The following is a 25,965-nucleotide window of genomic DNA, read 5'->3' on the forward strand; positions in this document are numbered from 1 at the left end:
GTTGCCCCTTGATGACCGCGCTCAAATACCTCCAGGCCTACCCCGCCGCCCTGCAAGCCCAAGTGCAGCAATTGATCGCCCAGGACCGACTGGGCGATTACCTGCAACAGCGCTATCCGGGCCGACATCCGATCCAGAGCGACAAGGCCCTGTACGGTTATGCGCTGGACCTCAAGCAGCAGTACTTGCGTAACGCGCCAGCCATCGACAAGGTGCTGTTCGACAGTCGCCTGGACCTGACCCACCGCGCCCTCGGCCTGCATACCGCGGTGTCGCGGGTGCAGGGCGGCAAGCTCAAGGCCAAGAAGGAAATCCGCATCGCTGCGTTGTTCAAGGACGCGGCGCCCGAGTTCCTGAAGATGATCGTGGTGCACGAGTTGGCGCACTTCAAGGAGTCGGACCACAACAAGGCGTTCTACCAACTCTGCGAGCACATGCTGCCGGGGTATCACCAGTTGGAATTCGACCTGCGGGTGTACCTGACCTGGCGGGACCTGCAACCCCACAAGGAATGACCGAATGGATGTCAGCAAGACCAAGACCAGCTTCTACCGTCGCTTGTACGTGGCTTACCTGATCGACAGCGGTGTCGCCAGCAACGTCCCGGCCCTCACCGAGGCCACCGGCATGCCACGGCGCACTGCCCAGGACACCATCGCCGCGCTGCCTGACCTGGATATCGTTTGTGAGTTCGAGCAAGAGGACGGCGCTCGCAACCATGCCGGGCGGTATCGGATTCGCGATTGGGGGGCGATCGATCGGGGGTGGATCGAGGGGAATTTGCCGCGGATCAAGGCGGTGCTTGAGTATCCCTGAATATTGGCTTTGCCTGGGCTGACGCTGTCGCGAGCAAGCTCGCGATGGCGCCCTCAGGGCCGATGCATGCCGATGTGCGGAATCCCATCCTCCATATACTCCACACCCACCACTTCAAACCCGTACCGCCCGTAATACCCCTGCAAATGCGCCTGGGCCGACAATGAGATAGACGTACCGGGCCAATATTTCTCGGCCTGCTTGAGCGCCTGTTCCATCAACGTGTGGCCCAGCCCCTGGCCGCGCGCTTGCGGCGCGATGATCACGCGCCCGATCACCACGTCACTGTTTTGCGAGTGCGGGTCGAGCAGGCGCAGGTAGGCCACCAGGTGGTTGTCCTGCCAGGCCATCAAATGGCACGTGTCGCCTTCAAGGTCCAGGCCGTCAACATCCGGGTAGGCGCAGTTCTGCTCGACAACGAACACTTCGGCACGCAATTTGAGGATGGCATACAGCTGTTCCTTGCTCAGGTCACTGTGATGTTTACAGACCCACTCGATATCCATTTTTTTGAATTTCCTGAAGAACCTGATGCCGATATTAAGCGTGCTTGGCCCGGAAGTCTCTTTCTCGGTCGACCGGAAAATCTGTGATAAATACCAAAATGCCATCATTCCTCTGTCGCGGCGTTGTCGTCTTTGTGTAATCTTCGTGACAGCGCTGCGCAGCGGTTCCAATGAGCTAATGTTAGGACCGGGTGTCTGAGGATGCCTGTTGAGTTTCGGCTAAAAACAAACCGGGCTTTGAACCCGTCAAGGACGTTTGGTATGCCGCGATTGCATCGAGCTCTTGCATTGATCGGGTTGTTGTTACTGAGCTATGAGGCCTGCGCGCAAAAGCTGCGTCTGGTCGCCGATGGCTGGCCACCCTTTACCGACTCCACGTTGATCAATGGTGGCCTGGCGACCGATATCGTCAGCACGGCCCTGGCACGGGCCGGCTATGCCTCGGACTTCGAACAGGTGCCCTGGGCCCGGGCGATGCTGGGCATCGGCGAGGGCCGCTATGACGTGCTGGTCAACGCCTGGTACAGCGAGGAGCGCACTCACATCGGCCAGTTCTCGGCCGAGTATCTGCTCAACCGTGTGCGCTTCATCAAGCGCAAGGACGAAGCGATCCAGTTTGACAGCCTGCAACAGCTGCGTGCCTATCCCATCGCCGTGGTTCGCGGCTACGCCTATTCCAAGGACTTCGACGAAGACCCGCAAATGCAAAAAGTCCCGGTGCATAACTTCGCGATGGCGGTGCGCATGCTGGCTGCCGATCGCGTGAAGTTGACCCTGGAAGACGAGTACGTCGCCCGCTATTACCTGGCCCGCGAATCCGCCAAGGTGCGTAACGCCGTGGAATTTTTGCCCAAGGCATTGAGTGAAAACAGCCTGCACATCCTGGTCAGCTTGAAGAACCCGGAGCATGAGCAGATCGTGGCGGGGTTTGACCGGGAGATCGCGGCGATGAAGGCGGATGGGAGTTACGCGCGGTTATTGAAAGCTCACGGGATGTAGGGTGCCCGGGCTGGCCTCATCGCGAGCTTGCTCGCGATGGCGACAGTGTAAACACCACAGCCCTCAAGCCTCGCTGGTGTCCTTGACCAAATGCGCCGCCAAGGTTCGCAACGGACCGAGCTGACGGCAGATCAACCCCAACTGTGTCTGCACCAACCGCTGGCCTTCGTCGATCTCATCGGGCATCTGCTCAAGCTCATTGGCCAGGGCCTCCTCCTCGTCGCTTTGGACCACAATCGGCGTTTTACTCGCCAGGCCCTGGGCGATTTCGTCGATGCTCGTCGCCAGCTTCACCCCCGCGCCATCGATCAGTTGCTCGCGTACCTGCGCCGGCAGTTCGGTGCCCCGGTGGGCGCCCAGGCCCGACAGGTAGCTGAGCAGGGTGTGGGACAACACCAGGAAGCGGAACCCAACATCGGCTTCCTTACGGAAATGCCCCGGCTCCATCAGCATGTTGGCCAGCGTGGTGGACAACGCGGCATCGGCGTTGTGGGCGTTGCGTCGGGCCAGGCGATAGGCCAGGTCGTCGCTTTTGCCGGCGGCGTACTGCTGCATGATCTGCCGCAGGTAGATGCTGTTGCAGGTCAGCGTGTTGGCCAGCACCTTGTTCAGCCGTCGGCCCTGCCAGTCGGGCAGGAACAGGAAGACCGCAAGCCCGGCAATCAGGCTGCCGAGCAAGGTATCGAACAGCCGCGGCAACAGCAGCCCGTAGCCGTCGCCCACCTGGTTGAAGCAGAACAGCACCATGATGGTGATCGCCGCCGTCGCCAGGGTGTAGCGGGTCGTGCGGTTGGTAAAGAACACCACCCCGGCGGCAATGGCGAAGCTCGATTGCACCAGCGGGTTGGGAAACAGATCGAACAGCGCCCAGGCCACTGTCAGGCCGATGGCGGTGCCGATGATCCGCTGGCCGAGCTTGCGCCGGGTGGCGCCGTAGTTGGGTTGGCAGACGAACAGCGTGGTGAGGATGATCCAATAACCCTGGGACGGGTGGATCAGATGCACCATGGCGTAGCCCACGCTCAGTGCCAGGGGCAAGCGCAGGGCATGCCGGAACAGCAACGAAGTGGGCGTCAGCTGCGTGCGCAAGCGCAGCCAGACATCCTTGAGGTTGCGCGGCGAGCGGTCGAGCAGGCTGCTGTCGGTGGCGTCGGCCAGGGCGTCGGGGTTGCTGGCATCGCTGAGCAGGCGGTCCATGGTGGCAAGGTTCACCGACAGTGCCCGCAACGAACGCAGCAGACCGCGCCAGGCCGGGTTGCTCTGGATACGCAGGTGTTCCAGGGACGCGTGCAGGTCGTTGAGGGCCTCGGCAAAGGTGGCGTCGTAGACGAACGGCTGGCGCAGTTGGATCGACTCGGCCAGTGCCTGGCAGGCCTTGCCTTGTTGACGCAGCAGGCGCTGGCAGCGGAACAGCACGTCGCTGTGGAAGAAGGCCTCGGCCAGGGCATTGTAGGGATAGTGAGAAGAGCTGGCGCGTTCGTGGATGTCCTGGGCCAGGAAGTACAGTTTCAGGTACCGGCTGACTTTCGAGCCGGGGCGGCCATTGCCCACGCGGTGCAGGATGATTTCCTTGGCACTGTTGAGCGCAGCGACCACCCGGCCGTTTTGCTGGGCCAGTTCCAGGCGGCGGGCTTCGACGTCCAGTTGGCGGATCGGCTCCAGGAGCGACGATTTGAGTTTCAGGTAGCGCCCCAGTTCGCGAAACAGCCGCGCCAGGCTTTGTTGCACCGGTTGGTTGGAAAACAACGCCTGCCACAACACCGACAGCAAGCCGTACCACGCGGCACCGGCGACCAGCAGCAGGGGTTCATGCCAGAAATCGTTGACTGCGCCGCCGCGCTGGTCCACGCCGATCATGGTGTAGACCGAAAGAATCAGCGTGCCCGAGGCGATGGCGCCATAGCGCTCACCCAGGGCGCCAAGCATGGTCAGGCCAAAGGCCGCCAGTGCCAGGGCGATGATGAACAGGATGGGGTAGGGGAACAGCAACTCCACCGACAACGCCGCGACGGTGAAGCACACCAGGGTCACGGCCAGCGCGTTGAGGCGGCCCTGCCAACTGTCGTCCGTCTCGGCCAGGGCGCTGGCGATGATGCCCAGGAACAAGGGAATCAGCAGCACCATTTCGTCCAGGTACCAGCACAGCCCCATGCTGCCGGTCAGGGCGATGAAGACCCGCACGCTATAACTGAACTTATCCAACGCCCAAAGGCGACGCAAAGACTGGCTAAACGAATTCGCTGACATGAAGTGCACGGGCCTGACGGGCAATGACGCTAAATTGAGGCAGTAATGACGCCGACGCAATGGCGGCGATCACATCTGACAGCAAAAAGTGTTCCGGGGTATACCCCGAACCCCTGTGGGAGCGAGCTTGCTCGCTCCCACAGGGTTATTGCCCGCATTCGAGTCGTGTCGGGTCAGACGTATTGCGCCGCCGCATACCCCGACGCCCACGCCCACTGGAAGTTGAACCCGCCCAGGTGCCCGGTGACGTCCAGCACTTCGCCGATGAAATACAGCCCGGGGCTTTTCAGCGATTCCATGGTCTTGGACGAGACTTCCCGAGTGTCGACGCCGCCCAGGGTGACTTCAGCGGTGCGGTAGCCTTCGGTGCCGGCGGGGACGACGTTCCAGCTCGCCAGTTTTTCGGCGATGTCTGCCAGCTCCGCATGGGTGTATTGCTTCATGGGTTTGGACACGAACCAGGTGTCCGCCAACAGGTTGGCCATTTTCCTGGTGAACAACTCGCCCAGCAACGTCTTGAGTTCGCTGTTGGGGCGTTCGGCCTGCTGCTGTTGCAGCCATTGCGGCACGTCGTGGTCGGGCAACAGGTTGATCTGCACCGTGTCCCCCGATTCCCAGAACGAGGAAATCTGCAGGATCGCCGGACCGCTCAGGCCGCGGTGGGTGAACAGGATGTTCTCGCGAAAGCTCTGGTCGTTGCAGCTCACCAGGCAATCCACCGACGTGCCCGAGAGTTCGGTGCAGAGGGTCTTGAGCTGATCGGTGATGGTGAACGGCACCAGGCCGGCGCGGGTTGGCAGCAGTTCATGGCCAAACTGTTTTGCCACCTGATAGCCGAAACCGGTCGCCCCCAGGGTCGGGATCGACAGCCCGCCCGTGGCGATCACCAGGGACTGGCAGGCGAGGGCGCCGAGGGTGGTTTGCAGCAGGTAGCCGCTGTCGGTTCTTTCGATCTGCGTGATCGAGGTATCCAGGTGCAGGCTGACGCCGGCCTGGTCGCACTCATCCAACAGCAGGCCGAGGATGTCGCTGGACTTGTTATCGCAGAACAACTGGCCGAGCTTTTTCTCGTGATAGGGCACGCCGTGCTTGGCCACCAGGGCAATGAAATCCCACTGGGTGTAGCGGGCCAGGGCCGACTTGCAGAAGTGCGGGTTCTGCGAGAGGAAATTGCCTGGCTCGGTGTACATGTTGGTGAAATTGCAGCGCCCACCGCCCGACATGAGGATTTTCTTGCCGGCCTTGTTGGCGTGGTCCAGCAACATCACCTGCCGTCCGCGCGCGGCCGCGGTCAGCGCGCACATCAACCCCGCGGCGCCAGCGCCAATGATCACGACTTCGGTAGAGCGCAAAACGGTGTCCTCTCAGCTTTCCCACATAACTGAATGTGGGAGCGAGCTTTGTGGGAGCAAAGCTTGCTCGCGATCCAGGCGCTGCGGTCCTCAAGAGGCCGCGGCGTTTTCATCGCGGGCAAGCCTTGCTCCCACACAGCTCGCTCCCACAGTTTGATCTCTGTTCTTCAGGCGATCGGTTACAGGATCCGCACCCGCAACGAGCGGCCCTTGATCTTGCCATCGTTCAGGCGTTGCAGGGCCTGTTTGGCGATGCCGCGTTCCACTGCCACGTAGGCCTGGAAATCGAAGATCGCGATTTTGCCGACCTGGGTGCCGGGGATGCCGGCCTCGCCAGTCAGGGCGCCGAGGATGTCGCCGGGGCGGACTTTGTCCTTGCGCCCGGCACCGATGCACAGGGTGCTCATGGCCGGCAACAGCGGGCCACCACCTTGAGACTTGAGGTTGTCCAGTTGGTCCCAGCTCAGCGGCGACTTCTGCAGTTGCTCGATGGCCTGGGCGCGGTGGGCTTCGGATGGCGCCACCAGGCTGATGGCGATGCCTTTCTCCCCGGCGCGGCCAGTGCGGCCGACGCGGTGGATGTGGATTTCCGAGTCCCGGGCCAGTTCGACGTTGATCACCATGTCCAGGGCATCGATGTCCAGGCCGCGGGCCGCCACGTCGGTGGCCACCAGCACCGAGGTGCTGCGGTTGGCGAACATCGCCAGCACCTGGTCGCGGTCGCGCTGTTCCAGGTCACCGTGCAGGCCGACGGCCGAGATGCCCTTGGACGTCAGGTGGTCGACGGTTTCCTGGACCTGCTGCTTGGTGAAGCAGAACGCCACGCAAGAGGCCGGGCGGAAATGCGCCAGGACCTTGACCACTGCGTCCATGCGTTCCTCGGGAGAGATCTCGTAGAAGCGCTGCTCGATCTGCGCGTCGGAGTGGAACGCCTCGGCCTTCACTTGCTGCGGGTTACGCATGAACTTGGACGACAGTTGCTTGATGCCCACCGGGTAGGTGGCGGAGAACAGCAGCGTCTGGCGGCGTTCCGGGGTCTGCTGGATGATGTCTTCGATGGCGTCGTAGAAACCCATGTCGAGCATGCGGTCGGCTTCGTCGAGGATCAGCGTGTTGAGGCCGTCCAGGACCAGCGAACCCTTGCGCAGGTGCTGCTGGATGCGTCCTGGCGTGCCGACGATGATGTGGGCGCCGTGTTCCAGGGAGGCAATCTGCGGGCCGAAGGACACACCGCCGCACAGGGTCAGGACCTTGATGTTGTCTTCGGCGCGGGCCAGGCGACGGATTTCCTTGGCGACCTGGTCGGCCAGCTCGCGGGTCGGGCACATCACCAGGGCCTGGCAGCCGAAGAAACGCGGGTTGATCGGGTTCAGCAGGCCGATGCCAAAGGCGGCGGTCTTGCCACTGCCGGTCTTGGCCTGGGCGATCAGGTCCATGCCCTTGAGGATCACCGGCAAGCTTTGCGCCTGGATCGGCGTCATCTGGGCATAACCGAGTGATTCGAGGTTAGCCAGCATGGCGGCGGACAGCGGCAAAGTATTAAAAGCGGTGGCAATGGTGGTCACGGGACTGGCCTGCAAAACAAAATGTCGCGCAGTGTAGCAGCCTCGTGCCACTTTCTTCGAAAGTTCTGGACGAGCTGTGAGGGCAGGGCCTGCCCTGGGGGGCTGGCAATTCCAGAAACTGTGGGAGCTCTGGAACTGTGGAACTGTGGAACTGTGAAACGGTGAAACGGTGAAACTGTGAAACTGTGGGAGCAAAGCTTGCTCGCGATGCAGGCGACGCATTTCCCCCAGGAAAACCGAGTCGCCTGTATCGCGGGCAAGCCTTGCTCCCACAAAATCTCCAAGCCACGAAGCGACTTAGTGTTCGATATGCTCATCCGGGCGTTTCACCCGTCGCCCGTCTTCGCGTGACAACTGGGAAAAAATCGTCGCCGCCAGCATCGCCATGATCCCCACCGTGACGAACGTCAGTTGGAACGCCCCCAGTACGGTCTCCACCCCATCGTTACCCACCTGGGCGGTAAAGCCGCCGAGCAGGGCGCCGGCGCAGGCCACGCCGAGGCTCAGGGACAGTTGCGCCACCACCGACAGCAGGCTGTTGCCGCTGCTGGCGCTGGCGTCGTCCAGGTCGATCAGGGTCACGGTGTTCATCGCGGTGAATTGCAGCGAGTTGATCGCCCCCAGCACCGCCAGTTGCGCCAGCAGCAGCCAGTACGGCGTCTGTTCACTGACCAGGCCCATGCTCGCCAGCATCAGGCCCAGGGCCAGGGTGTTGCCGGTCAGGACGATGCGATAGCCCAGGCGTTCGATCAGCGGCCGGGCCACGGACTTGGCGACCATGGCCGCCGCCGCCAGGGGCAGCATGCTCATCCCGGCCTGGGACGGTGAATAGCCCAGGGCGACTTGCAGCAGCAACGGCACCAGGAATGGCAGCGCACCGCTGCCCAGGCGCGCGAACAGGTTGCCAAGAATGCCCACGGCGAAGGTCCGGGTCTTGAACAGTGACGGCGGGAACAGCGCGTTCTCGACGTGCCCGGCCCGCAGCCAATAGGCCGCCAGGCAGGCCATGCCGCCGAACAGCAGCAACATCACGCGCAGGTGCGGCAGGTGCAGTTCACCCAGACCTTCCATGGCGATGGTGATCAGCACCATCGCCGCGCCGAACAGCAGGAACCCCAACCCATCGAACCGCGTGCGCTCGCTGCCCCGCAGGTCGGGGATGAACTTCCACACGGCATAACAGCCGAGCACGCCCACCGGCAGGTTGATGATGAAGATCCAGTGCCAGGTCAGGTACTCGACCATCCAGCCGCCCATGGTCGGCCCGATCAGTGGGCCGAGCAGGCCTGGGATGGTGATGAAGCCCATGATCCGCACCAGTTCCGAGCGCGGATACGCCCGCAGCACCACCAGCCTGCCCACCGGCAGCATCAGCGCTCCACCGAGGCCCTGGATGACCCGGGCGCCGATCAGCATGCTCAACGAACTGGACAAGGCGCACAGCAACGAGCCGAAGCTGAACAGCAGGATTGCCCCGAAGAAAATCTTCTTGGTGCCGAAGCGGTCGGCGATCCAGCCCGAGGCCGGGATCAGCAACGCCACGGTGAGCATGTAGGCAATGATCACGCCCTGCATGCGCAGCGGGTTTTCCGCCAGATCACCGGCCATGGCGGGCAGGGCCGTGTTGAGGATGGTCCCGTCCAGGGACTGCATGAAGAAGGCAATCGCCACCACCCACGGAAGCCAGCGGGCGGTGACGGCGTCGAGCGGTGCACGGTTGGGCATGGGACCTCTTGTTTGTGTTCGGGTGTCTGTTGGCTTCATCGCGGGCAAGCCTTGCTCCCACATGTACGGCGTACATCCTGTGGGAGCAAGGCTTGCCTGCGATGCTTTTTTACAGCGTCAAGGTCAACCGCTTGACCAGCGCCCCCGGCAGCAACATCGAGGCCGTGGCCCGCTGGCTGTAGGTGCTGGCCGAGAGCAGCAGTTCCCGCTCTCGGGTCAAGCCTTCGAGTTGCGAGCCGAGCAGGCTGTAGACGCTGTCGTCGAAGCGCATGGTACTGACCGGCGCTACGATCTGGCCGTTCTCGACCCAGAACGTGGCGAAGCGGGTCATGCCGGTCAGGCGGGCGGCCGGTTGGTCCGAGTAGTTCAGGTACCAGAGGTTGCTGATGTATAGCCCGGTGCCAAGTTGTTCGAGGATGTATTTGTGCTCCAGTTGCCCGCCCTGCATGTCCAGCGCCGTGGGGTATTCGTAGCTGCTGGCGCCGTTGGCGGTGAGGCCGTATTCGGCGGCGCTGCGGGAGTTGACCAACTGCGCATTGGCCGTGCCCTTGGCGATCAGCCCCAGGTCATCGCGGGGATAACCTTCGTCGGAAAACGCCGGGCTCAAGGAACCGCTGACCTGCTCGCTCAGCCACACGTTGGGGCTCAAGCTTGCTTCGTTGGCGTAGAACTTCTGTAACGGGCTCTGCTTGCTGGCAATCGCCCGGGCCGAGAACCCGCCCCAACTGAGCATGCCCATGATCTCTTCCAGGGCGGCCGGTGCCAGGTAGGCGCGGTATTCGCCGGGCGGCAACGTGCGCAGCGGCAGGCCGAGAAATGCCAGCTGCTCGCGGGCCTGCTCGAAGCGCCGGGCAAACCCTTCGCTGCTCCACGCATGCCCGGCATAGCTGCCTTTTACCGCCTGGCCGTTTTCATGGAACAGGCTGAAATCGAAGTTGAAGCTGTTGGCCTGATGCCAGCCGAACGCTCCCGACGAACTGGCGAAACCGCGGCTGATGGGCCCGGCTGCATAGAACCCCACCAGGTCCAGGCCTTCGGCGGCGCGGGTGATTTGCGCCACGACCTGCTCGGTGTCCGGCAGCGGATGGTCCTGCACGTTATGGCTCTGCCAGTGGTTGTGGTTGAGCAACAGGTATGGATCGCGGGGCAGCAGCGGCAAGGTTTCGCGCAGTTGTTGCAGGCCATCGGACAGGCGTTGCAGATCGGTCTCGGTGTCGCCGGACAAGGTGATCTGCAAGTCGGCGTGACGCCCGTCGTCGATCAATTTGAAACTGACATTGGCCTGCTGCACCTGCCCGGCCTGACGCACCTTGGCGTGGTTGAAACGCACGAAGGCCGAGGACTCGGCGGCGTAACCCAAGGTGAACTGTTCCTGCTCATGCAGGGCATCGCGCAGCCAGTCGACCAATACCTTGAATGCCTCGGCCTGATTATTGACGGTGCTCATATCAGGCATCCCCTCCAAACACATCAACGTTGCTGAACACACAGGCCGGCGACGCATGGCCGACACGGATGACCTGGTTCGGTTCGCCCTTGCCACAGTTCGGCGTGCCCAGGACCCGGGAGGTACTGGCATCGCCCACGGCGCGCAGGCTCTTCCAGAATTGTGCGGAAATGCCGCGGTAATTGGGGTTCTTCACCACGCCCTTGAGCTCGCCGTTCTCGATCAACTGGCCCCACTCGCAGCCGAACTGGAATTTGTTGCGGGCGTCGTCGATGGACCAGGAGCGGTTGGTGCGCATCAGCACGCCGCGCTCGGTGCCCTGGATCAGTTGTTCCAGCGTCTGGTCGCCGGGTTCGATGTTCAGGTTCGCCATGCGGTCGATGGGCGGACGATTCCAGCCGCAGGCCCGGCTGTTGGCGACACCGTCCAGGCCAGCCCGGAACTGTGACAGCGCGCCGCCCAGTGGACGCAGCAACAGGCCTTCACGAATCAGGAACTGCTTGCTGGCGGCGCTGCCGTCATCGTCATGGCTGTAGCTCGCCAGCTCCTCGGGAATGTTCGGGTCGAAGGTCACGTTCAACAGGCTGGAGCCGTATTGCAGGTGGCCGAAATCGCTGGCCTTGACGAAGCTGGTGCCGGCGTAATTGCGTTCGTCCCCGAGGATGCGGTCCAGTTCCAGCGGGTGACCGATGGATTCGTGGATCTGCAACATCATCTGGTCGGGCATCAGCAGCAGGTCGCGGGGGCCTTGCGGGGTGTTCGGTGCCAGCAGCAATTGCAGGGCCTGGTCGGCGATTTTCAGCCCGGCGCCGATCAGGCCGCTGCGGCTGATCACATCGAAGCCGCCTTGCTGGCCGAAGTTTTCCCGGCCCAGGGTGCGGGTCTGGCTGTCGTTGCCGTCGAAGGCGGTGACTTCCAGGGCCGGGTAGATGAAGCGTTGGGCCTGGCGCAGTTCAGCGCCGGCACTGTTGAGGTAGATCTGCTCGACCTGAGTCAGGCCGATGCTGGCTTGCCAGTTCACCAGGCGCTCGTCCTGAGGCACTGCGGCTGACTCGTCGCCGAGCAATTGGTAACAATCGCTCAGTGGCGGGAAGGCCTGGTCGAAATTCGGCGAGAAGTAATCGGCGCGGTCGCTGGACACCGCTTGCTCACGCAGGTCCAGCAGGGCATGGGGCTTGAGCCCGCGAGCATGTTTCTCGGCGCATTCCAGTGCCGCTTGCAGGCCGGCCTGGGACAGGTCGTTGGTAGCGGCATACGCCTCGACCCCGTTGACCCGCACGGTGAGCATCGCCCCTTCATCACGGCCCAGGCTGGGCGGTTCGGCGACATTCTTGCGCACCGACAGGTGCTGGCCGGACTCGCGCACGTAACGCAGGGAAAAGAATTCAGCGCCCGTGCGCAAGGCAGCAAAACGCTGCTTGAGCTGGGGGTGGAAGTCGAACATGGAACCTCCTTGTCTGGAGTGGCGGTGCAGCGAGGTGCGGCGCGTTGACGCGGCGGCTCTAGATTAGGCCTGGGCGGGGGAGGGATCAAGGCAGATAGGCATTTGGGGTGTCAGGGTGGACGCAATCGCGAGCAGGCTCGCTCCCACAGTGGATCTTGGGTGGTCACAAAATCTGTGTTCACCACCAATCCCCTGTGGGAACGAGCCTGCTCGCGATTGCGGTGCAGCGCCTTACTGGGCGGTAGGCCCCACTTCACGCATTGGCCTGCCACGCACCGGCGCATCGCCGGCCACGAAGTACGGTGCGGTGCTGCGTGGCAGAGGCTTGCGGCCGCGGATCTTGTCGGCGATTTTCTCGGCGATCATGATCGTCGGCGCGTTCAGGTTGCCGGTGGTGATGATCGGCATGATCGAGGCATCCACCACGCGCAACCCTTGCATGCCATGCACGCGGCCTTCGCCGTCCACCACCGCCATGTCGTCGGTGCCCATCTTGCACGAGCAGGACGGGTGGAACGCGGTTTCGGCATGCTCGCGAATGAACTGGTCCAACTGCTCGTCCGTCTGCACCTCGATGCCCGGGCTGATCTCGCGGCCACGGAACGGATCGAGCGCCGGCTGCTGCATGATCTCGCGGGTCAGGCGGATGCCATCGCGAAATTCCTGCCAGTCCTGCTCGGTCGCCATGTAGTTGAACAGGATGCTCGGGTGCTGGCGTGGGTCCTTGGACTTGGCCTGGATCCGGCCGCGGCTTGGCGAGCGCATGGAGCCCATGTGCGCCTGGAAACCGTGTTCCTTCACCCCGTTGCTGCCGTTGTAGTTAATCGCCACTGGCAGGAAGTGGTACTGGATGTTCGGCCAATCGAATTCTGGACGGGTGCGGATGAAACCACCGGCTTCGAACTGGTTGCTGGCGCCAATCCCGGTGCCGTTGAACAGCCACTCGGCACCGATGGCCGGCTGGTTGTACCAGAGCAGCGACGGATACAGGGAAACCGGTTGGGTGCAGGCGTATTGCAGGTACAGCTCCAAGTGGTCCTGCAGGTTTTCACCGACGCCTGGCAGATCGTGAACCACCGGGATGTCGAGGCTTTCCAGCAGCTTGGCTGGGCCGACACCGGAACGCTGGAGGATCTGCGGCGAGGCGATGGCGCCGGAGCACAGCAGCACTTCCTTGCGCGCCCGGGCTTCGACGCGCTCTTCGGCGGCGCCCACCAGGTAACGCACGCCGACCGCGCGTTTGCCTTCGAAGATGATCTTGTCGGTCAGGGCGTGAGTGACGATGGTCAGGGTCGAGCGCTTCTTGGCGATGTCCAGGTAACCGCGTGCGGTACTGGCCCGGCGGCCATTGGGCGTGACGGTACGGTCCATCGGGCCGAAACCTTCCTGCTGGTAGCCATTGAGGTCTTCGGTACGCGGGTAACCGGCCTGTACGCCGGCTTCGACCATGGCGTGGAACAGCGGGTTGTTGCCGGCCTTGGGCGTGGTCACGCTGACCGGGCCGTCGCCTCCGTGGTAGTCGTTCGGGCCGATGTCGCGGGTTTCGGCTTTACGGAAATACGGCAGGCAATCGAGGTAGGTCCAGTCTTCCAGGCCCGGCAGCTTGGCCCAGTTGTCATAGTCCAGGGCGTTGCCGCGGATGTAGCACATGCCGTTGATCAGCGAAGAACCGCCCAGGCCCTTGCCGCGACCGCATTCCATGCGGCGGCCATCCATGTGTGGCTCCGGGTCGGTCTCGTAGGCCCAGTTGTAGCGCCGGCCTTGCAGCGGGAACGCCAGGGCGGCGGGCATTTGCGTGCGGAAGTCCAAGCGATAGTCCGGACCGCCGGCTTCGAGCAGCAGGACGGTGACGCCTTCGTCTTCGGTCAGGCGGGTAGCCAGGGTGTTACCGGCCGAACCGGCACCGATGATGATGTAATCGAATGTTTGGGACATGAAATGCACCCTCTTCTGGAATTGGGTTCAGGGTTGGCGAGTGCTTTGCACTCGATCGCGAGCAAGCTCGCTCCCACAGGAGATTTCATCCCAATGTGGGAGCGAGCTTGCTCGCGATGGCGGCCTGGCCGGCGAAGCAATGCCAGATCAGAACACCGACGTGTAATCGCCCAACTCGACCTGTACCGATTTGATGCGTGTGAAGTTGTTCAGCGAGCTGATGCCGTTCTCCCGGCCCACGCCCGATTGCTTGTAGCCACCGACCGGCATTTCAGCCGCCGACTCACCCCAGGCGTTGATCCAGCAGATACCGGCTTCGAGCTGGTGGATCACACGGTGGGCGCGGTTCAGGTCGCGAGTGACGACGCCAGCGGCCAGGCCGAAGTCGGTGTCGTTGGCGCGGCGGATCACTTCTTCTTCGGTGTCATAGGTGAGGATGCTCATCACCGGGCCGAAGATTTCTTCACGCACAATGGTCATCTCGTCGGTGCAATCGGTGAACACGGTCGGGGCGACGAACGCGCCCTTGGCCAATTCGCCGTCGGTCAGGCGACTGCCGCCGCACAGCAGGCGAGCGCCTTCGGCTTTGCCTTTCTCGATGTAGCCCAGCACGCTTTCCATGTGGGCGAAGCTCACCAGTGGGCCGAAGTTGGTATTTTCGTCCTCAGGATTACCGATGCGGATGCGTGCCACGCGCTCGGCGATCTTGGCTTCGAAGGCGGCCTTGAGGTGGCTCGGCACGAACACGCGGGTGCCGTTGGTGCAGACCTGACCGGAGCTGTAGAAGTTGGCCATCATCGCGGTGTCGGCGGCGCGATCCAGGTCGGCGTCGTCGAAGATGATCAGCGGCGACTTGCCGCCCAGTTCCATGGTCACGTCCTTGAGCGAAGAGCTCGAGGCGCTGGCCATGACTTTCTTGCCGGTGTCGGTGCCGCCGGTGAAGGAGATTTTTTCGATGCGCGGGTGCTCGGTCAGCCAGGTGCCGACTTCACGGCCGCTGCCGGTCAGGACGTTGAACACACCCGCTGGAACGCCGGCTTCGGTGTAGATCTCGGCCAGTTTCAGGGTGGTCAGCGAGGTGACTTCGCTCGGTTTGAAGATCATCGCGTTACCGGCTGCCAGGGCCGGGGCGGATTTCCACAGGGCGATCTGGATCGGGTAGTTCCACGCGCCGATACCGGCCACTACGCCCAGGGGCTCGCGACGGGTATAGACGAATGAAGTGGTGCGCAGCGGAACCTGCTCGCCTTCGATGGCAGGCACCAGGCCGGCGTAGTATTCCAGCACGTCGGCGCCAGTGACGATGTCGACGTAGCGGGTTTCGGAGTAGGCCTTGCCGGTGTCCAGGGTTTCCAGGGCGGCCAACTCATCGTTGCGCTCGCGCAGGATGTCGACGGCGCGACGCAGGATGCGCGAACGCTGCATGGCGGTCATGGCGGCCCAGACTTTCTGGCCCTTTTCGGCGCTGACCACGGCGCGCTCGACGTCCTCGAACGTCGCACGCTGCACTTGGGCAAGGACTTCACCGTTGGCAGGGTTGATGGCTTCGAAAGTGGCGTCGCCGCTGGCATCGCTGTACGCGCCATCGATGTAGAGTTTTTGCAGTTCGAAACGGGCCATAAAGTCCTCGCAAGTGCATAAGTGGTTGGCTGACCACCGGGCGTGTCGTTTATAGCTGACTACGCGGTTCGGCGGCGGTTCAGGAGTCGAGCGGTTCTGTGTGCTCTGGTGCCCCTGCTTTGGCCAGTTGGAAATCCATGTATTCGTAAGCGATCTGGTGCGCCTGGGCGGTATCGAACGCGTCTCCCGACAGCGCTCCGCGCAGCCACAAACCGTCAATCAGCGCGGCCAGGCCCCTTGCTGCGCTGCGCGCCTGATCGACGGGCAACACGCGGCGGAACTGGCTACACAGGTTGGAATACAGACGGTGATCGTTGATCCGCTGCAACCTGTGCAAAGACGGGTGGTGCATGCTGGTGGCCCAGAAGGCCAGCCAGGTTTTCATTGCCGGACCATTGACCTGGCTGGCGTCGAAGTTGCCTTCGATGATCACCTTGAGGTGAGCCCGGGGGCTTGTGTCCTCCAGCGCCTGGCGGCGTGCGGTGACGTTCTCGCTCAGGACAGTCATCAGGTACTGGGCCGTGGCCGCGATCAGGCCATTCTTGTCCTGAAAGTAGTGACTGATGATGCCGTTGGAGACACCGGCCAAACGGGCGATCAGCGCAATGCTGGCGTCCCCCATGCCGACTTGATCGACCGCTTGCAACGTGGCTTCGATCAGTTGTTGGCGGCGGATGGGTTGCATACCGACCTTGGGCATCTAGCACATCTCCTTAGGCCATCCGGCGCACGAATGTCGTCTGCCGGAACGAAAGCCAGTCTATTTTGTTTTGATTGAACGTTCAATCAACAAAAAATAAGTTCTATGACAAGTCGTCGCTATTTGCCGGGGCGAGGACTTTTGGGGATGTCTTTATAACACTCGTCGGTTGGCATGTAGGCCAAATGCGCTTGATCGCTGGAATGCTGTTGTGGCGAGGAGATTTGCATTCCAGGTCAAGCTAGTCAGCAGTTCAGAACCACCCAAACAAAAACGCCGCGTTCATCTCGCGGCGTTTTTGCTGGCGTTGGCTCAGCCCAGGTTCTTGCCCAGCAGCGCGTGGTACAGCTCGCTGTCGCCCAGGATCCCGACGACTTGCTGGTTATCGTGGAGCACCAGTTTGTTGCCGGTCTGGTAGCGAATCTGCAACGCGTCGCGCATGCCGATGTTGGAGTCCACCAGGGTCGGACGCCGACCCAGCTCTTCGACGGCTTGGCCCGGTACCCAGTTTTGCAGGTCCAGTGCCGCGCCGTTCTGCCGGGCGCCCTTGATGGTGTTGCCTTCGGCGAGGTCGAGCCAGGAGTCGCCGCCCGGGTCCAGGCACACCGAACCGTTGATGCGCTTGCAGTTGTCCAGGGTGCGCATCAGGCTGCGACCGCACAGGACGTTGAGCGGGTTGGTGTGGGCGACGAAAGTGCGCACGTAGTCGTCCGCCGGGTTCAGCACGATTTCTTCCGGCTTGCTGTACTGGATGATCCGGCCGTCTTTCATGATCGCGATACGGCTGCCCAGCTTCAGGGCTTCGTCGAGGTCGTGGCTGACGAATACGATGGTCTTGCTCAGCTTGCGTTGCAGCTCCAGCAGTTCGTCCTGCAGACCCTGGCGGATCAGCGGGTCGAGGGCCGAGAAGGGTTCGTCCATCAGCAGGATGTCGGCGTCCATCGCCAGGGCGCGGGCCAGGCCGACCCGTTGCTGCATGCCGCCGGACAATTCGTCGGGCTTCTTGTTGCGCCATTGGGTCAGGCCCACCAGCTCGAGCTTCTCATCCACCAGCTTGCGGCGTTCTTTCTCAGGACGGCCCTGCATTTCCAGACCGAAGCTGATGTTCTCGCGCACCGTCAGCCAAGGCATCAGGGCGAACTTCTGGAACACCATGGCGATGCGCTTGGTGCGCATCATCTTCAGTTCAGCGGGGGTGCAGGAGGCGATGTCGATCTGCCGGCCTTCGTGTTCGACGAACAGCTTGCCGCGGCTGACGGTGTTCAAGCCGTTGATGCAGCGCAGCAGGCTGGATTTGCCGGAGCCGGACAGGCCCATCAAGACACAGATTTCGCCTTTCTCGATGTCCAGGCTGGCTTTTTCCACGCCGACGATTTGCCCGGTTTTCTTCAGGATTTCGTTGCGGGTCATGCCCTGGTCGAGCAGCTTGAGGGCTTCGCGTGGATCCCTGGAGAAGATCACGTCAACGTCTTCAAAACGGATTATGCTCATGCGTCACCCCCTACTTTGGCGTCGGGTTGTTTGCAGATTCGGTCGAGCATGATCGCCAGCAGCACGATCGCCAGGCCGGCTTCGAAGCCCAGGGCGATATCGGCGGTGTTCAGTGCGTTGACCACGGGTTTGCCCAGGCCATCGGCGCCCACCAGTGCGGCGATCACCACCATCGACAACGACAGCATGATGCACTGGGTGATACCGGCCGCGATGCTTGGCATCGCATGGGGCAGTTCAATGCGCGACAGGAGCTGGCGTCGGGAGCAGCCGAAGGCCTTGCCGGCGTCCATCAGTTCGTCCGGTACGTCGCGGATGCCCAGGTAGGTCAGGCGGATAGGCGCGGCAATCGCGAACACCACCGTGGAGATCAGGCCTGGGACCACACCCAGCCCGAAGAGGGTCAGGGTAGGAATGAGGTAAACGAAGGTCGGTACGGTCTGCATCAGATCGAGCACCGGACGCATCAGGGTGTAGAACATCGGCTTGTGCGCGGCAACAATGCCCAGCGGCACGCCGATCAGTACGCAAACCAGGGTCGCGAACAGCACCTGGGCGAGGGTTTCCATGGTCTCTTGCCAGTAACCCAGGTTGAGGATCAGCAGGAAGGACGCGATGACGAATACGGTCAGGCCCCATTTGCGCTGGATGAAGTGCGCCAATAGCGCAATGAGGCCGATCAGGGCCAGGGGATTGAACCAGGTCAGCGCAAACGTCACGCCGTGAATCATCGTTTCCAGGAACAGTGCGATTGCGTCGAAGGTGCTGGCGCCGTGTTGCGTCAACCATTCGACGAAGCCGGCAATGTACTGGCCTAAGGGTATTTTCTGATCAATGAGCATGGTAGTGAACGTCCGCATGCAAGGGAATAAACAGCCCGGGCGAGCGAACCCGCCCGGCATAACATAAGCAGTTACTGCGCAAGCTTGGCTTTCACGGCGTCCAGGCCAGGTTTACCGTCAATGGTGGTCACGCCAGCCAACCAGGTATCGAGTACCTGTGGGTTTTTCTTCAGCCAGGCCTTGGCGGCAGCCTCCGGCTTCATCTTGTCGTCGAGCACGTTGCCCATCAGCGTGCTTTCCATGTCGACGGTGAACTCCAGGTTTTTCAACAGCTGGCCAACGTTGCTGCATTCCTGGCTGTAGCCCTTGCGGGTGTTGGTCGCCACGGTTGCGGCACCGAAGTCGGGGCCGAAGAAGTCGTCGCCGCCGGTCAGGTACTGGATCTTGAAGCGGGTGTTCATCGGGTGTGGCGCCCAGCCGAGGAACACCACGTCGGTGCCACGCTTGGCGGCGCGGTCGACCTGCGAAAGCATGCCGGCTTCACTCGACTCGACGACTTTGAAGCCCGCGTCCTTCAGGCCGAAGGCGTTCTTTTCGATCATGCTCTGGATCAGGCGGTTGCCGTCGTTGCCGGGTTCGATCCCGTAGATCTTGCCGTCCAGCTCTTTCTTGAATTTGGGGATGTCGGCGAAGTCGTGCAGGCCTTTGTCATACAAAGCCTGAGGCACGGCGAGGGTGTACTTGGCGCCCTTGAGGTTGGTGCGCACGGTTTCCACGGTGCCGGCTTCGCGGTAGGCCTTGATGTCGTTTTCCATGGTCGGCATCCAGTTGCCGAGGAACACGTCCATGTTCTTGCCGTCGGCCAGGGACTTATAGGTCACCGGCACGGAAATCATGGTGGTCTTGGTCTTGTAGCCGAGGGCGTCGAGCACCACGCTGGTGGTGGCGGTGGTCACGGTGATGTCGGTCCAGCCGACGTCGGAGAAGTTGACGGTGCTGCACTGTTGGGGTTCAGCAGCGTTGGCCAGCATCGGAAGACTCAGCATGGCGGCCAACAACAACGATGTGGAACCTTTCATGGGTGGACTCCTGGTGTTTTATCGGCGGTGTCCGGTCAGGACAACCGCGCTTATTGGATGTTGCGGTTGGTGGCGCGTGGGCACTCTCTGACACGCGGCCTTGCAAACGAGCCGTAACCGATCATGTACCAGTGCAAATCTGACGCCTACAGGGTGGGTCGTATCCAGTACAGGGAGGGTCGCATCCAGTGTCGGTGACGTCGTTTACAGATTTTTTCCGCCCCTGGCGGGGCCCTGATACGCAGAAAAACGGCGCAAAACCGGGGCCAGGACGGGGCGGCGTTGCTGGGCATGATTGCGTCGGTGTCAGACGTCGGACCCCAAGGCAAAAACCGGATGATGCGGCCATCCCGGCGTTGAGCGTAGCAGCTCCGTCACCGGACGCTCCTGCGCCCGGATGTGCCTGTTCTGGAGGTTTTCGGCAATGGCAATCAGCGTGTTCGACCTGTTCAAAATCGGTATCGGCCCGTCCAGCTCACACACCGTGGGCCCGATGCGGGCCGCCGCCTTGTTCGTGCAAGGTTTGCGTGAGCGAGGACTTTTGGAACAAGTAGCGCGGGTGGAAGTTCAGCTCTACGGTTCGCTTTCAGCCACAGGCATCGGCCATGGCAGCGATAACGCGGTGATCATGGGCTTGATGGGCGAGTGGCCGGACGCGATCGATCCGTCGCAGATTGGTGTGCGCATCGAGCGACTGCGCGACACCCAGACCCTGCTGCTGGACGGTCGCCTGTCGGTGCCGTTCATCTGGTCCCGGGACATGCGCCTGATCGACGAAAACCTGCCATTCCATCCCAACGCCATGACGCTGGTGGCCGAGGCCGCCAACGGCGAGCTGCACCGTGACACCTATTACTCGGTCGGCGGTGGTTTTGTCGTTGATCAGGCCCAGGCCGCCAGCGGTGTAGTGGACCTGGATCGCACCGAACTGCCTTACGATTTTTCCAGCGCCGAAGAGTTGCTCCAGTTGTGCCGCAGCCACAACCTGCGGGTGGCCGACTTGATGATGGCCAACGAAAAGGTCTGGCGTTCGGAAGACGAGATCCGTAGCGGCCTGATGAAGCTCTGGCGGGCCATGCAGGATTGCGTCGAGCAGGGTCTCAAGCATGAAGGCATCCTGCCGGGCGGTTTGAATGTTCGTCGACGGGCGGCCAAGTTGCATCGCAGCCTGCAAGAGCTGAACAAACCCAATGTCATCGGCTCGACCCTCAGCGCCATGGAGTGGGTCAACCTGTTCGCCTTGGCGGTCAACGAAGAGAACGCCGCCGGTGGGCGCATGGTCACGGCGCCGACCAATGGCGCGGCGGGGATCATTCCGGCGGTGCTGCATTACTTCATGAAGTTCAGCGAAGCGGTCACCGACGCCAACGTCGTGGATTATTTCCTCGGTGCGGCGGCGGTCGGGATCCTGTGCAAGAAGAACGCATCGATTTCTGGCGCCGAAGTCGGTTGCCAGGGCGAAGTGGGATCGGCCTGCGCCATGGCGGCGGCGGGCCTGGCGGAAATTCTCGGGGCCACGCCGGAGCAACTGTGCAACGCGGCGGAAATCGGCCTGGAACACAACCTCGGCCTGACGTGCGACCCAGTGGGCGGCCTGGTGCAGGTGCCGTGCATCGAGCGCAATGCGATCGCCGCGGTCAAGGCCATCAACGCCGCCCAAATGGCCCTGCGCGGGGATGGCCAGCATTTCATCTCCCTGGACCGGGTGATCCGCACCATGCGTGATACCGGTGCCGACATGCATGACAAATACAAAGAGACCTCGCGCGGTGGTTTGGCGGTCAGTGCGGTGGAGTGCTGAATCGCGTTCTCGCATCCTCTGTAGCAAGGGGATTCTCTGTGGGAGCAAGGCTTGCCCGCGATGGCGGCAGTAGATTCAACATGGATGTCGACTGGCATACCGCCATCGCGAGCAAGCTTTGCTCCCACAGATGATTCCCTTTATCCACAAGAGCGAAAACCGCTCACAAAATGAACACCAATCTGCAAACGCGCCACCTTTTAGCGCGTCGCAAACAGACAAGCCCCCTGTTGTCGAGCCAGCCACTGAATCGCGCTCGACCGTCCGTCATCCGCACCTGTGGTGATACTCGTTGCGCAAGCGGCGCAGCCCAGTACCCACAAGTGCTACCGAACTGCTCACGGTCCGCTGTGGCAGGTGCCTGCCGCCATTGATGGCGCTCATAACCCGTACTCGATGTACGCCTTATATAGACAGGTCGTGATGTCGTTTTCAGGATTTATTGAACGCGTATTCAATTTTAGGCATGGCAATTGCTCTATTGCTGTAAAGCCCAGCTCCTTTGTGAGAACGAGGGCAATAACCAATAAAAAGAGCCTCCGCCTGAGGCCATCACCCGCTTTGTGTGAGGAGATACCGCGATGACGACGTCCAACTCCGGGGCCCAACCCCAGAACCGTGCGCCTCAATCCATCGGCTTTTTGCTGCTGGACAATTTCACGCTGATTTCCCTGGCGTCCGCGGTAGAACCGCTACGCATGGCCAACCAACTGTCCGGTCGCGAGCTGTATCGCTGGACCACCCTTACGGTCGATGGCGGCCAGGTCTGGGCCAGCGACGGCTTGCAGATCACCCCCGACGCCTCGATGCACAAGGCGCCAGCCCTGGATACTGTCATCGTCTGTGGCGGCATCGGCATCCAGCGCACCGTGACCCGTGAACACGTGTCGTGGCTGCAGGGCCAGGCCCGCCAATCCCGTCGCCTCGGCGCGGTTTGTACCGGCAGTTGGGCCCTGGCCTGCGCCGGCCTGCTGGACGGCTTCGATTGCAGCGTGCACTGGGAATGCCTGGCGGCAATGCAGGAAGCTTTCCCACGGGTGTCGATGAGCACCCGTTTGTTCACCCTTGATCGCAACCGCTTCACCAGCTCCGGTGGCACCGCGCCGCTGGACATGATGCTGCACCTGATCAGCCGCGATCACGGTCGTGAACTGTCGGCAGCGATCTCGGAAATGTTTGTCTACGAGCGTATCCGCAACGAACAGGATCACCAGCGTGTGCCGCTCAAGCACATGCTCGGCACCAACCAGCCGAAGTTGCAGGAAATCGTCGCGCTGATGGAGGCCAACCTCGAAGAGCCGATCGACCTGGACGAGCTGGCGGTGTACGTCGCCGTGTCCCGGCGTCAGCTGGAGCGGTTATTCCAGAAATACCTGCACTGCTCGCCATCGCGCTATTACCTCAAGCTGCGGCTGATCCGTGCACGGCAACTGCTCAAGCAGACGCCGATGTCGATCATCGAAGTGGCCTCGGTGTGCGGCTTCGTCTCCACTCCGCACTTCTCCAAGTGCTACCGCGAATACTTCGGCATTCCGCCACGGGACGAGCGTGTCGGTTCCAACACCACGCAACAGGTGGCGATGATGCCGCTGCCGCAGGCGCTGGTACTGTCGCCATTGTCCGGCCCGCTGTCGGCGCTGAGCCAGGCGCGTAATGAATCGACGTTTGCCAGCGTGAGGCTCTAAGACCGCAGCGCCTTTATCGCGAGCAAGCTGGGGGGTATGGCTGGAGAGATAGGCCGGCTGTAAGGCCGTCTCGCGAGCAAGCTTTGCTCCCACAGATCTGATGGGTGTACGACCGGGGAGCCAGGCCGGCTGTAAGGCCGTCTCGCGAGCAAGCTTTGCTCCCACAGATCTGATGGGTGTACGACGGGGAGAGCCAGGTCGGCTACTAGGCCGCCTTGCGGCGGCCCACGGAGCAATGCCTGCGTTCGGGCATGCCGAGCCTAGGCGAGGCACCGAGTGGTGGGGCATAAGCGCTTTGGTTACTTTCGCCTGGGCCGGCATTCCGGCTTTTCGAAAGTGACCCGCCGTCAGGGCGGAACCCTAAGTGGCCGTTACCGCAGCAATGGATATGTACCCGGTCAACAAAATCCACAGGTTTTGTCAGGCGCTATGGTTTTGCTGGTAGTCCGTCAGAGCCGGCAACAGCTGCTTATCGATCGCCTGGCGCACCGCCGGCAGGATAGTGGCGCTGCTGGTGTACATCTCCTTGACCATCCGCCGCAATTCATTGGCACGGACAGTGTCCAGCCCCCGCACGGCGCACTCGCATGCCTGCTCGGCGGTGGAGCCACTGGGTATTTGCAGGCCCAGGGCCTTGAGATGGCCCAGCAGGTCTTCCTGGTCGATCAAATCGGCGTACATCATGACGCTTTTCCTTGTTCAGGGATTGGGGTCGTGTCTCGATTCTGGTAGCGACCCGAAGCGGCGGCAAGGGCAAATGGTCGCAATGTCATGAATGACTATGGAGGCGTCGTTTTCGGCTAACTTGCACGGGGCTGGACTGGGCACACTGACCTCAAGCTGAATCACGATGGTTTGGTCACCCTCGCGCGACAGCTCCTCCAGTAACGCAACCTGCCCCGATCCTGTCACGGCTTGATCGGGGATTTTTTTGCCTGTGAATCAGGGAAAGCTTGGGTGTCTGGTGGATTGTCATCGCGAGCAAGCTCGCTCACATTAGATTTTGTGAACGACGCAGAACCCCTGTGGGAGCGAGCTTGCTCGCGATGAACGATGACGCGGTCTAGCGCTGCAACACCAGAATCCGCGACAACAACTCATCCCGATCCACATAGCACCCCTGGAAATGCCGGGCCCCGGAAGCCGGGTCGAAGGCATTGCGGGCGTGGAGCGTGCGGCGGTTGTCGAAGCACCAGAGCTGGCCGGGCTCGAGACGCTGTATCAGGCGAAATTGTGGCTCGCGGGTCAGGGCAATGAGGCGGCGGTAGGCGCGGTAAAGCTTGGGCATCTGCTCGACCGTGGTGTCGAACGGCCCACGCAGGAAGTTCGCCATGCGGATTTCCGAAACCTGGCCGAGGGCGTCCAGGGCGATGATGGGCGCCAGGCAGCGGTAGTCGCTGCGACGGTCCTTGTTGCGAAACTCCACCGGGATCCGGCACAGCGCGTCGAAGGCCTCGGGGTCTTCCTGGCGCAGCGCTTCAGCAATGGAAAACCCGTCGACAAAAATGCTCTCGCCGCCGTCGGCGTCATTCACCAGGCAATGCAGGAATTGCAGCCCCGGCTGCAATTCCCGGGTCGGCAAATCACTGTGCAGCGGCAGGTTGAAAGCGGTGTAGGCGTTGCTGTCGGCATCGGCCTTGGACTGCACATTGAACAGCACACCGAAGTTGCTCTCGCGAATAAAGGAAATGCGCTGGGCAATCCGTTTCAGCGAGCCGGGTTCGGTGGGTACGCCGCGCACCTGGGTCAGGCCGATGTCGCGCACCGCCAGCAACCATTGCAACAACGCATCGGTGTCGTCCATCAGCGCCGGGTAGTCGAACACTGGCAATTGCAGGTCGTGCCGCCACAGTTGGCGTCGGGGCTTGTTCGCCAGGCGCTCGGCTCGGGACTGATCATCGTAGGCGTGGGCGCGCAACCAGCCCGGATCGAAACGGCTCTGGTGGCCGTCCTGCCAGTCCACGCACAGGCAGCCTTCGTCATCGAGGTAGGTTGCGCGGGGGGTGATGTCTTCAGGGACGTCGACGATTTCCAGCACCTGCTCGCGGGTGACGCTGTAGACGCATTGAGGGCAAGGGCAGTTGTCCCGCAGCCACTGGTGATGAAAGGGGCTGGCCCGGCCATCGGCCCACGTCACTTGCACCCGGTCGGTCAACGGTGTGGCGGCGGTCAATGGGGAGATCAGGGGGTAACGGCGGAAGTCGGCAAAGGCGGCGGCGGTGTTCATGGCGATCTCCTGTTCGCGGCCTATCGGGGGAGAGGCAGGGCGATGATCCGGCCGATGTACAGCGGCGGCGGCAGGTCGGATTGTTCGTCGAGCAGGGCGCTGAGCCGGCCCAGGGCCTGTTCGGTGAAAGGCGCCGAGCGCGGGCCGGCCAGGTCGACGTGCAGCAGCATCTGTTCATTGCCGGCCAGCTCTTTATCACCGCCGACCAGATGCAGGCTGTGGTAGAGGTGCAGGCGTTTGGCGTCGTGGCCGATGATGTGCGTATGCACCTCGACATGAGCGTCGAGCTTCACTTCGTGCAGGTAGTTCAGGTGCAGTTCGAGGGTGAACAACGAGTGGCCGCTGGCTTCGCGGTTCTGGCTGTCCAGGCCGAGCCGGTCCATCAGCGCGTCGGTGGCGTAGCTGAAGATCAGCAGGTAGAAGGCATCGCGCAGGTGGCCGTTGTAATCGACCCATTCGGGGAGGATGCGGGTTTGGTAGGTGGTGAGGGTGGGCATGGGGTGGGTTCCGATGGTTGTGGTGATTGAGCCGGCGCTATCGCGAG

Annotated in this window: 21 protein-coding genes; 5 read left to right on the top strand and 16 right to left on the bottom strand. The window is 62.2% G+C overall.

Annotated elements, in window-relative coordinates; all coding sequences use genetic code 11:
• Positions 1-11: 11 nt before the first annotated feature.
• Both AB4O09_RS03145 and AB4O09_RS03150 read left to right on the top strand, forming a co-directional pair.
• Entirely contained in the window at positions 12-515 is a 504-nt protein-coding gene (locus tag AB4O09_RS03145) for a M48 metallopeptidase family protein (protein WP_003206376.1), read from the top strand.
• 4 nt (positions 516-519) lie between these two features.
• A complete protein-coding gene (locus tag AB4O09_RS03150; RefSeq protein WP_069971327.1) occupies positions 520-816 on the top strand; it encodes a winged helix-turn-helix domain-containing protein in 297 nt (98 codons plus the stop codon).
• Positions 817-869: 53 nt separating this feature from the next.
• Here AB4O09_RS03150 and AB4O09_RS03155 read toward each other — a convergent pair whose 3' ends face one another.
• Positions 870-1,322, bottom strand: coding sequence for a GNAT family N-acetyltransferase (locus AB4O09_RS03155; protein WP_003206373.1), 453 nt, complete (start codon positions 1,320-1,322; stop codon positions 870-872).
• A gap of 261 nt (positions 1,323-1,583) precedes the next feature.
• On the opposite strand from AB4O09_RS03155, the gene AB4O09_RS03160 reads away from it, so the two are divergent.
• A complete protein-coding gene (locus AB4O09_RS03160) occupies positions 1,584-2,321 on the top strand; it encodes a substrate-binding periplasmic protein (protein ID WP_003206372.1) in 738 nt (245 codons plus the stop codon).
• Positions 2,322-2,384: 63 nt separating this feature from the next.
• Here the strand turns inward: AB4O09_RS03160 and yccS are convergent, their stop codons facing one another.
• The 12 genes from yccS to AB4O09_RS03220 all read right to left on the bottom strand — a co-directional run bounded on the left by yccS (position 2,385) and on the right by AB4O09_RS03220 (position 19,708).
• Positions 2,385-4,568, bottom strand: coding sequence for a YccS family putative transporter (yccS, locus tag AB4O09_RS03165; protein ID WP_003206370.1), 2,184 nt, complete (start codon positions 4,566-4,568; stop codon positions 2,385-2,387).
• Positions 4,569-4,741: 173 nt separating this feature from the next.
• Entirely contained in the window at positions 4,742-5,920 is a 1,179-nt protein-coding gene (locus AB4O09_RS03170) for a BaiN/RdsA family NAD(P)/FAD-dependent oxidoreductase (RefSeq protein WP_027912930.1), read from the bottom strand.
• 179 nt (positions 5,921-6,099) lie between these two features.
• Positions 6,100-7,437 carry an ATP-dependent RNA helicase DbpA gene (gene dbpA / locus AB4O09_RS03175; protein WP_230494465.1) on the bottom strand — a complete coding sequence of 446 codons (1,338 nt, stop codon included), beginning with the start codon at positions 7,435-7,437 and terminating at the stop codon, positions 6,100-6,102.
• A 345-nt stretch (positions 7,438-7,782) separates the two neighbouring features.
• Positions 7,783-9,249, bottom strand: coding sequence for a multidrug transporter subunit MdtD (gene mdtD / locus AB4O09_RS03180; protein WP_114731509.1), 1,467 nt, complete (start codon positions 9,247-9,249; stop codon positions 7,783-7,785).
• Between the two features lie 70 nt (positions 9,250-9,319).
• A complete protein-coding gene (locus AB4O09_RS03185; RefSeq protein WP_223527884.1) occupies positions 9,320-10,657 on the bottom strand; it encodes a TldD/PmbA family protein in 1,338 nt (445 codons plus the stop codon).
• 1 nt (position 10,658) lies between these two features.
• On the bottom strand, positions 10,659-12,101 hold the full coding sequence (locus AB4O09_RS03190) for a TldD/PmbA family protein (RefSeq protein ID WP_027912931.1): 1,443 nt from the start codon (positions 12,099-12,101) through the stop codon (positions 10,659-10,661).
• A gap of 231 nt (positions 12,102-12,332) precedes the next feature.
• Positions 12,333-14,036 (bottom strand): choline dehydrogenase, encoded by a 1,704-nt coding sequence (gene betA, locus AB4O09_RS03195; protein WP_003206363.1) that lies wholly within the window; start codon positions 14,034-14,036, stop codon positions 12,333-12,335.
• Positions 14,037-14,183: 147 nt separating this feature from the next.
• Positions 14,184-15,656 carry a betaine-aldehyde dehydrogenase gene (gene betB, locus AB4O09_RS03200; protein WP_003206360.1) on the bottom strand — a complete coding sequence of 491 codons (1,473 nt, stop codon included), beginning with the start codon at positions 15,654-15,656 and terminating at the stop codon, positions 14,184-14,186.
• Positions 15,657-15,735: 79 nt separating this feature from the next.
• Positions 15,736-16,356: a transcriptional regulator BetI gene (betI, locus tag AB4O09_RS03205; RefSeq protein ID WP_003206359.1), complete on the bottom strand. Its 621-nt coding sequence runs from the start codon at positions 16,354-16,356 to the stop codon at positions 15,736-15,738.
• Positions 16,357-16,668: 312 nt separating this feature from the next.
• Positions 16,669-17,847 (bottom strand): choline ABC transporter ATP-binding protein, encoded by a 1,179-nt coding sequence (gene choV / locus AB4O09_RS03210; protein WP_003206357.1) that lies wholly within the window; start codon positions 17,845-17,847, stop codon positions 16,669-16,671.
• Entirely contained in the window at positions 17,844-18,689 is an 846-nt protein-coding gene (choW, locus tag AB4O09_RS03215; RefSeq protein ID WP_003206355.1) for a choline ABC transporter permease subunit, read from the bottom strand. Before choW ends, choV begins: the two co-directional genes overlap by 4 nt.
• Before the next feature lie 71 nt (positions 18,690-18,760).
• A complete protein-coding gene (locus AB4O09_RS03220) occupies positions 18,761-19,708 on the bottom strand; it encodes a choline ABC transporter substrate-binding protein (protein WP_003206353.1) in 948 nt (315 codons plus the stop codon).
• A 424-nt stretch (positions 19,709-20,132) separates the two neighbouring features.
• On the opposite strand from AB4O09_RS03220, the gene AB4O09_RS03225 reads away from it, so the two are divergent.
• Entirely contained in the window at positions 20,133-21,509 is a 1,377-nt protein-coding gene (locus AB4O09_RS03225) for an L-serine ammonia-lyase (protein WP_028237464.1), read from the top strand.
• Positions 21,510-22,090: 581 nt separating this feature from the next.
• Complete coding sequence (gbdR, locus tag AB4O09_RS03230; RefSeq protein WP_013694424.1) at positions 22,091-23,194, top strand: choline metabolism transcriptional regulator GbdR; 1,104 nt, start codon at positions 22,091-22,093, stop codon at positions 23,192-23,194.
• A 420-nt stretch (positions 23,195-23,614) separates the two neighbouring features.
• Here the strand turns inward: gbdR and AB4O09_RS03235 are convergent, their stop codons facing one another.
• The 3 genes from AB4O09_RS03235 to AB4O09_RS03245 form a co-directional block, all read right to left on the bottom strand.
• Complete coding sequence (locus AB4O09_RS03235; RefSeq protein ID WP_003206350.1) at positions 23,615-23,878, bottom strand: hypothetical protein; 264 nt, start codon at positions 23,876-23,878, stop codon at positions 23,615-23,617.
• Between the two features lie 379 nt (positions 23,879-24,257).
• The gene (locus tag AB4O09_RS03240) at positions 24,258-25,421 is read right to left on the bottom strand and encodes a gamma-butyrobetaine dioxygenase (RefSeq protein WP_013694421.1); all 1,164 of its coding nucleotides are present in this window, start codon (positions 25,419-25,421) and stop codon (positions 24,258-24,260) included.
• Between the two features lie 20 nt (positions 25,422-25,441).
• Complete coding sequence (locus AB4O09_RS03245; RefSeq protein WP_027912933.1) at positions 25,442-25,918, bottom strand: thioesterase family protein; 477 nt, start codon at positions 25,916-25,918, stop codon at positions 25,442-25,444.
• Between the last annotated feature and the right edge of the window lie 47 nt (positions 25,919-25,965).

The organism is Pseudomonas sp. H1_F01 (assembly GCF_054681425.1).